This window comes from Protofrankia sp. Cas8 (genome assembly GCF_963555845.1).
GTDB lineage: Bacteria > Actinomycetota > Actinomycetes > Frankiales > Frankiaceae > Protofrankia.
On sequence record NZ_CAUVXI010000229.1, the window covers coordinates 1 to 7,752 of the forward strand.

8 protein-coding genes and 2 pseudogenes are annotated in these 7,752 nt (G+C 67.1%); 7 read left to right on the forward strand and 3 right to left on the reverse strand.

The annotated features are described in order from the left end of the window. A pseudogene (locus tag U9977_RS23280) lies at window positions 1–606 on the reverse strand (type IV secretion protein Rhs); the annotation flags it as partial. A gap of 374 nt (window positions 607–980) precedes the next feature. Between U9977_RS23280 and U9977_RS23285 the strand changes: the two are divergent. The 3 genes from U9977_RS23285 (at window position 981) to U9977_RS23295 (ending at window position 2,440) form a co-directional block, all read left to right on the forward strand. Then, window positions 981–1,301 (forward strand): type II toxin-antitoxin system prevent-host-death family antitoxin, encoded by a 321-nt coding sequence (locus U9977_RS23285; protein ID WP_322751420.1) that lies wholly within the window; start codon window positions 981–983, stop codon window positions 1,299–1,301. Continuing rightward, the gene (locus tag U9977_RS23290; RefSeq protein ID WP_322751421.1) at window positions 1,301–1,717 is read left to right on the forward strand and encodes a type II toxin-antitoxin system VapC family toxin; all 417 of its coding nucleotides are present in this window, start codon (window positions 1,301–1,303) and stop codon (window positions 1,715–1,717) included. Before U9977_RS23285 ends, U9977_RS23290 begins: the two co-directional genes overlap by 1 nt. A gap of 195 nt (window positions 1,718–1,912) precedes the next feature. Further along, window positions 1,913–2,440: a hypothetical protein gene (locus U9977_RS23295; RefSeq protein ID WP_322751422.1), complete on the forward strand. Its 528-nt coding sequence runs from the start codon at window positions 1,913–1,915 to the stop codon at window positions 2,438–2,440. 162 nt (window positions 2,441–2,602) lie between these two features. On the opposite strand, the gene U9977_RS23300 is transcribed toward U9977_RS23295, so the two are convergent. Further along, window positions 2,603–3,058: a carboxymuconolactone decarboxylase family protein gene (locus U9977_RS23300; protein WP_416210758.1), complete on the reverse strand. Its 456-nt coding sequence runs from the start codon at window positions 3,056–3,058 to the stop codon at window positions 2,603–2,605. 83 nt (window positions 3,059–3,141) lie between these two features. Here U9977_RS23300 and U9977_RS23305 point away from each other — a divergent pair, with 83 nt between their 5' ends. The 4 genes and pseudogenes from U9977_RS23305 to U9977_RS23320 form a co-directional block, all read left to right on the forward strand. Further along, entirely contained in the window at window positions 3,142–4,053 is a 912-nt protein-coding gene (locus tag U9977_RS23305; RefSeq protein ID WP_322751424.1) for a sigma-70 family RNA polymerase sigma factor, read from the forward strand. A 118-nt stretch (window positions 4,054–4,171) separates the two neighbouring features. Next, complete coding sequence (locus tag U9977_RS23310; RefSeq protein ID WP_322751425.1) at window positions 4,172–5,596, forward strand: ATP-binding protein; 1,425 nt, start codon at window positions 4,172–4,174, stop codon at window positions 5,594–5,596. 138 nt (window positions 5,597–5,734) lie between these two features. Continuing rightward, window positions 5,735–6,397, forward strand: coding sequence for a DUF4157 domain-containing protein (locus U9977_RS23315; protein ID WP_322751426.1), 663 nt, complete (start codon window positions 5,735–5,737; stop codon window positions 6,395–6,397). A gap of 82 nt (window positions 6,398–6,479) precedes the next feature. Continuing rightward, window positions 6,480–6,626: pseudogene (locus U9977_RS23320) on the forward strand (DUF4291 family protein); the annotation flags it as partial. Between the two features lie 68 nt (window positions 6,627–6,694). Here U9977_RS23320 and U9977_RS23325 read toward each other — a convergent pair. Beyond that, window positions 6,695–7,752 (reverse strand): IS701 family transposase (locus tag U9977_RS23325; RefSeq protein ID WP_322751427.1); only part of this gene is annotated, 1,058 nt, incomplete at its 5' end.

Sequence of the window (7,752 nt, forward strand, 5' to 3'; positions counted from 1 at the left end):
GTTCTCAATGCCATGGGCACAGGTGCGGGCCGCCTCCCTCCGCAGCTCCGCCGCATCCAGCGCCAACCGCCGGGCCCGGGCCCGATCCGCACCCGCCACCTGCCCCCGGGCGGCCGCCGCCCGAACCTGCCCGGCCACCGCCGCCGCATCCCACATCGCCGTCACCGCACCGATCGAACCCTCGGACAGCTCCGCCCGCGGCCACAACAACCACTCCCGATCCGGCGGCAGCAACGCCCGCACCTCACCCAACGCCACCTGATAGCGACCCTCGGCGTCCAGGCCGTCGCGCAACGCACCCCCCGCCCGGATCTTCGCCTCGGTCAGACCGTTCGCATAACCGAACAGCGCCTCCCCACACCCCCGATAGGCACGAGCCAGCCGGGCCAACCCGTCAGGTAACTCCACCAACGCCTCGGTGAACGCCGGCGCGTAATCACCGGCCATCGCCAGCTCGCCACCACTGCTCGCGATCGCCCGCAACCGCGCGGTGTTGTGTTCGGCGACCTCGGCCTGGTGCTGCAACCGGACGGCCATGCCCCGCACCGCATCCGGATCACCTGGAGTTGGATCACCCTCCAACCCCAGGACATCCCAGTCACTCACCGCGGTTCTCCCTGTTCGCCCAGGCTTCGTCCGCCGAACGCCTACTCAGCCGCCCGCCGACTGGCAGGACCATCTGCACTGAGAACGTATCGGGCAGGCCATGCCATTTCCACCGGTATCCGTCTTCCACTGGCATCGGTTTCCACGGGCGCCGGTCGACACGATCGGCGCCAGTGTGTCGTCAGGTACGCCCATCCGGCCGAAAACCGTACCTGACGACAAACAAACGCCGATCATCACCGCCAGCAACAGATGCACACCGTGACAGCGCATCGTGCGCTCATCGGCTGTATCGAGCAACGCCCAACCATGATAGCGATCATGGACTACCCCAGCCAATAGGCGCTTGACACTGCGCCTGACGGAAGGCAATCATGTCTGACATGACAGCTGGGCAGGCGTCGATCAACGCTCGCGATCTCAGTCGCCGCGCGGCGAGCGTGCTCGACCGCGTCGAGCGCGGCGAGCGGCTGATTGTGACGCGTGACGGGGAACCGATCGCAGAGATCATTCCTATCGCCCGTACCCAACGCCTGCTCGCCCGCTGGGTACGGGACGGCCTCATCCCTGAACCGCCCCCGGCGGGCTACGCCACGGCCACGGCCGTGGCGAGCGCCGCACGAGACCTACCCTCGGTCCCGGCGGGCAGGACCGCCACAGACGTTCTGCTCGACATGCGCGAGGACGAACGTTAATGATCTACCTGGATACCAGTGCGGTCGTCAAGCTCCTCCGCCGTGAGACGGAAACGGACGCGCTGGTCAAGCATCTCGACGCACACCCCGACCACAATCTTCTCACGTCTGCGCTGACCACCGTCGAGGCCACGCGGGCTCTGACCGCGATCGGCGCGGCGGACGTCGCAGCCCGTGCCATCCGCCGGTCGGACCATATCGAGATCGGCGACAGCACCATCCCCGCCGTCTCGGTGACGGCGACAGTCCTCGACCTCGCGCGCACTGTGCCCCCAGCGGTGCTCCGCTCGCTGGACGCCATCCATCTGGCCACCGCACTCCTCGCCGGCGACGATCTCCACCACCTCATCACCTACGACAAACGGATGATCGCCGCAGCAGAGGCCGTCGGCCTGCGGACCTCCACGCCGTCCTGAACAGCCGATAACCCACATCAGCGGGTACCGTCCACCGGCAAGATCGGCGCGAGTTTGTCGTCAGGTACGCCTATCCGGCCGAAAACCGTACCTAACAACAAACAAACGCCGATCATCACCTCCACGTTCACAGTCAGCGATGAGAACCAGCGGCAGCCTGGGAGGTTTTTACTTCCTCGCTCGTCGGGAAAACTTTTGAGGCAGCACGCCCGAATTCCAGAGAGCATCGAGCCGTTCAACCCTGGCGAACTGTCGACCGCTACCACCGTCTACCTACCCGATCACCTCCACGGTCCGACGACCGCGCCTTTCGGATTTCCGGGAGGTGGATTCGGGCGCAGGTACTACGACATCCGCGCGATTCCCGGTTACAGTCAGGCTGAGTATCACACAGCCGCCGGTTTCGTCTTCGTGGCCTGTGACCATTTGTTCGTCGGCGACAGCGCCAGGCCCGACGATCCCCTGGCACTGACCTATGAGAACCTTGCGGCCGCCAACCATGCCACCGTCGAGGAGATCGTCGCGAGACTCGGCGCCGGCACGCTGGCGTCGGATATCCCGCCGATCGACGTCACGAAGGTCGCTGGAATGAGCCAATCCATGGGCGGCTGCCTGCTCGCCGTTCAGCAGGCCAACCACCGCACCTTCGACGACGTGGCCTTTCTCGGATGGAGTGGGATCTACACCAATTTCCCAGCGCCCGACGGCAGCCGGATCACCTAGCCGATGCCGCCCCGCGGCACCGACCTGCGGCACCGACCTGCGCCCGATCGCAGATCAGGTTCTCGGCGTCGCGACCCCGGACGAAGATCAGTTCCTGTTCTGCTTCCACTGGCCGGTCGCGGTGGCTGGCGGCGCGGGGACCAGCGCCGCCAGCGATGTCGCTCAGCCCCAGGCTCCCGCCACCTGCCTGGTGGCGACGTTGATGCGGTTGAACACGTTGGTCGTCGCGATCGAGAGGATCAGGGCCGCGAGCGCCTGCTCGTCAAAGTGCCGGGCGGCGTCGTCCCAGAGCTCGTCCGGCACCGGGTCCGCCCGGTCGCTGAGCCGCGTGACAGCCTCGGTGAGCGCCAGCGCCGCACGTTCGGCATCGGTGAAGTACGGCGCCGCCCGCCAGGCCGCCACCGCGAACAGCCGCTCGTCGGTCTCGCCCGCCTTCCTGGCGCTGCGTGCCCCCCCGTCCACGCAGGAGCTGCAGCCGTTGATCTGGCTCGCGCGCAGGTGGACCAGCGCGAGCGTCGCCGCCGGCACACCGCTCTGCTCGATCGACGCGTTCAGAGCCCCGATGGCCTGCATCGCACCGGGAATGATCATCGCTGGGTTCTTCATCCGTGGTTCCATGGCTGCTCTCCTCCAAGGCCTGTCACATCAGGCGGATTTCGTCGGTCACTGGTATGACAGGCCGCGACGGAGGAATGTGACCGATGGACGAACAGCAGTGGCTGGCAGAGCGTTTCGAGGAGAGCCGCACGCATCTGGGGGCGGTGGCCTACCAGATGCTCGGCTCGCAGGCCGAGGCCGACGACGCGGTACAGGACGCCTGGCTGCGGTTCAGCCGCTCCGACACCAGCGGCGTGGCGAACCTGCGCGGCTGGCTGACCACGATCGTCGCGCGGGTCTGCCTGAACATGCTGCAGTCACGCAGGTCCCGGCGGGAGGAACCGCTGGACGAGCACGTACCTGACCCGGTCGACGGGATCGATCCCGAACGCCAGGCGATCCTGGCCGACTCGGTGGGCTCCGCGCTGCTCGTCGTGCTCGACACGCTGGTGCCCGCCGAACGGCTCTCGTTCGTGCTGCACGACATGTTCGCCGTCCCCTTCAGCGAGATCGCTCCCATCGTCGAGCGGTCCCCGGCGGCGACACGGCAGCTGGCCAGCCGCGCGCGTCGTCGGGTACAGGGCACACCCACAACCCCCACGGATCTGACCCGCCAGCGTGCGGTTGTCGAGGCCTTCCTCGCCGCATCGCGCAACGGCGACTTCGACGCGCTGCTCGCACTTCTCGACCCGGACGTCGTGCTCCGCGCCGACCCGGCCGCCGTGCAGGCCGCCGCGGCCAGGCGGGCCGCGGGTGCGCCAGCCCTGGCCGAGGAGGTCCACGGAGCGGCGGCCGTGGTCGACACGTTCTCGGGGCGCGCCCGAGCCGCACAACCGGCTCTCATCGACGGAGCCATGGGCGCCGTGTGGGCTCCGCGCGGAACACCGCGGGTCGTGTTCGACTTCACGATCATCGCTGGGAAGATCGTCGCGATCGACCTGCTGTCCGATCCCGAGCTGGTCGGTGGGCTCGACATCACGATCATCGGCGATGTGCCGGCGGGTATGGACTCCTGAACCGGGGAATGGCGCTCGGAGACCAGGTCACCGAAGCAGCGTCTACATTCCTCCGCGTGGCACCCTGAAGAATTGGCATTTCCTCAGGGTGCGACGCGGAGGAATGTAGAGTGGCCGTATGGGCACGAAGATCGGGCAGGTTGCCCAGGAGCTGGCCCGCACGAATCCGTGGTGGCGGACCGTCGAGTGGGCAGCGACGGATCCGGACCTGCGCGCCGTGCGCGACACCGGCCTCGGGTACCGGTCACCATGTCTGGACGGGCTGGTCGACGGGGGTCTCTACCTGCTGCGGGGACCTCGCCGGGTGGGCAAGACGGTGGCCGTGAAGCAGACCATCGTCGATCTGGTCAGACGCGGGACGCCACCGCAGGCGATCGTGCGGATCGCGGCGGACGTGTGGTCGGCGGAGGACCTGCGGACTGTCGTCCAGAACACCGCGCTGCCACCGGTACCGCCGGGCACCGCGCGGTGGTGGTTGTTCGACGAGATCACCGGGACGACCGGTGACTGGGCGGCGCAGATCAAGTGGTTGCGGGACAACGACCCCGAGTTCGCGGTGGCCACCGTGGTGTTGACCGGGTCGAACGCGGCGGGCCTGACCGCGTCCGCAGGCGTGCTCGCCGGCCGACGCGGACGCATCGACCATGGCGACCGCACCCTGCTGCCGCTGGGGTTCCGGAGCTTCGCGCGGCTGCTGCGACCCCACCTGCCGGACCTTCCCGCTGTCGACCTCGCCCACCTGCGGGGAGAGGCGGCCCGTAGAACATACGCCGATCTGTTGCCGTGGCTGGACGATCTGGTGCTCGCCTGGGAGACCTATCTGATGTACGGCGGATTCCCGATTGCCGTGGCGGCGGCCCGCGCCGGTGAACCGGTGCCGGCGTGGTTCATCGACGACGTCTTCAACGTCGTGTTCCGCGACGCTTTCTCGGCGTCCCAGCTCAGCCAGACCGGCACCGCTGCCCTGGTGGAACGACTCATGCGGTCGATGGCGGCTCCCGCCAACATGAGCAGGATCGGTGCTGACCTGGATCTCAAACACGACGTGGTAGCTCGCCACGTCCGCTATCTCGGCGACGCCTACCTGCTCTGGCACTGCCCGCAGAAGGCAGAACGTGCCTGGACGGCCCGGGAACGCGCCCAGGACAAGCTGTACGCAATCGATCCACTGGTTGCGCGGCTGGCTCACCTGCGCAACCCCGCCCGATCCGACATCGACCTCACCGTGCTCGCTGAGATGCAGACCGGCCTGGCCCTGCAGCGCTGTGCCCATGCCCGCGGTGTCGGATGGGCCGAGGACCTGTTTCTGTTCCACCTGCGTACCTCGTCCCGTCATGAGATCGACTTCGTCGCCGAGCAACTGGCCGGCACGGCGGTGGAGAGCAAGTACGTCGAGGGGGGCACCTGGCGAGGTGCGACCGCCACCATCAGCGCGTCCGGGTACGACGGACTATTGGTTACCCGTAATGTCCTGGACACCCGAGAGGAGAGCGGGCCTTGGGCGGTGCCCGCGGGAATTCTCTGCTACCTGATCGACACCTGAACTCCCCTCCTGTGTGTGCCCATTAGGGCAGGTACCGGTGCGCCGCCGTTCGCCCCGCATCGGGTGGTTTTCGGCTTGCGATGGCCCATAATCACGGTGGGATGGTCAATCTGGACGCGCACCCTTCGGAGGGCGACCGTGGAACACGACAACCTGGACGGTCCGCTGACCGCGGGAACCGTCCGTCGGAACACGATCGGCCGAACACCGGAAACGCGTCCCACGCACGACATCCTGCCGTCCATGGCCGGTAACGCCGCGTTCGCCAGACTCGTCCGCGACAGCCAGGCGACCGGTGCGTTCCGCGGAACACAGAACCCGACCGCCGCTGGCCGTTCGGCACTGCTCCGCGCCACCCTGCGCTCCCAGGGAGCCGGACCACTCGACCCGAAAATCGCCGACACCATCCAGGCCCGCCGCGGTACAGGATCACCACTGTCCGAACCGGTACGCGCCGAGATGGAAGGCCACCTCGAAGCCGACCTGTCAACGGTACGGATCCACACCGACAGCACCGCCGCGACGTTGAACCGGGCCGTACAGGCCGAAGCATTCACCACCGGCACCGACGTCTTCTTCGCCCCAGGCCGATTCGACCCATCCTCCCCGACCGGCCGCGGCCTGCTCGCACACGAACTCACCCACGTGGTCCAACAATCCGCCGGCGCCGCCGGCCCCGGCGGCACCGTCAGCCACCCCGACGACCCCGCCGAACTAGAAGCCGCCGCCATCGGCGCACAGGTAGCCCGCCAGGCCACCCCCATACCCGACGAAGAAGAAGAACCCGCTCCCGCCACCTGATCCGATCCCGGACAACCAGGACCGATCCTGAAGACCCGGCTACGAACAGCCGGCTACCCACCCAGCCGCCGACAAGATCAACGCAGGCGCCTTCGTCGCCCCGTTCAAACGTGACCGAATGACCTGGATCAAACCTTCGTTCCGCTGGATGGGATATCGATCCGGTTGGGCCACGAAGACAAACCAAGACAAGGTTCTCGCCATCGAGATCACCCGCGATGGCTACGACGGCCCTCATTTATCGAAGCGGCCGATAGGTCTGTACCGGCCTGCCTAATACTACAGCCACAGTGATCTCTATGTGGCTGCGACGGGCGTGGCGGATGCTCGAGCGGCACGTATCCGCCGGCGAAAGTGGTAGTAGCTCGCCCGCTCTTGGTGGCGTCGACGCCAGTCCGACCAGCGCCGAGTGACACTGAAAGGGATGGCCTCCTGCCAGACTTGGACAATAATATGACGGATCTCATTGAGAGTAAATGGGATCATCTTGTTCCTGGCCGGCGCGGGCGGATCGGCGATCGGAATACTGCCGTCGGGTTCGCGGGCGTAGCCGGTTGCGGTGGTCAGCCGTTCCTTTGGCGGCCTATTCTTCTCACGATTCTTGACCACGGTGACGGCGAGCCATGCGTGGGCGAACATGGACAGTGTTATGTGCCTGTACCAGGCACGGTAGAGCCGGACTTGGTAATGGTCCAGAGCGACTTCGTTCTTTCCGGACTGAAAACATTCCTCCACATTCCACCGGCGACCGGCGACCGTGACCAGGGCCGCCAGCGGAACAGGCCGGGGAGAATGGGTCAGGTAGAACGCCAGCTCCTTTTTCTCGCCGCGGGAACGCCGGACGAGAACCTGGCGCGGCCGTCCGGTGGGGCCGGCGGCGTCGGCGGTCTCGACCAGCGCCCAGTCGTAGAGCCGTGGCCCTTTCGAGCCGTCAGCACAGGAATACGTCTCCCACGCCGTGTCAGGCACCATGGCAGCGAGGGCGTCGACCCGGAATCGGCCTTGCGCTGTGGAGACCTCGGTATTCGTAGCGACGGCCAGAACATAGCCAATCTCGTGATCCTCGAGCCAGGTCCGGAGCTCGGGGGAGCGGCCGTAGACCTCGTCGCCGGCGACCCAGCCCAGCTGGGGATGGGCCTCGTGGAACCGGCGGACCATGACCAGCGCCAGCTCCGTCTTCGTCGCGAATGCGACGTCGTCCGGGATGCCCGCCTCCCTGCACCGTTCCCGGTCGTCCGTCCACTTCTCCGGCAGATACAGCTCGCGGTCGACATACGCCCGCCCCCGGCCGGACGCATAGACGGCGAAGACACCCACCTGACAATTCTCGATCCGCCCCGCGGTCCCGCTGTACT

Excerpts from the sequence above, each read along its gene's own strand:
- U9977_RS23285 (WP_322751420.1), top strand. The coding sequence starts at position 981 with ATGTCTGACATGACAGCTGGGCAGGCGTCGATCAACGCTCGCGATCTC.
- U9977_RS23290 (WP_322751421.1), top strand. The coding sequence starts at position 1,301 with ATGATCTACCTGGATACCAGTGCGGTCGTCAAGCTCCTCCGCCGTGAG.
- U9977_RS23300 (WP_416210758.1), bottom strand. The coding sequence starts at position 3,058 with ATGGAACCACGGATGAAGAACCCAGCGATGATCATTCCCGGTGCGATG.
- U9977_RS23305 (WP_322751424.1), top strand. The coding sequence starts at position 3,142 with ATGGACGAACAGCAGTGGCTGGCAGAGCGTTTCGAGGAGAGCCGCACG.
- U9977_RS23310 (WP_322751425.1), top strand. The coding sequence starts at position 4,172 with ATGGGCACGAAGATCGGGCAGGTTGCCCAGGAGCTGGCCCGCACGAAT.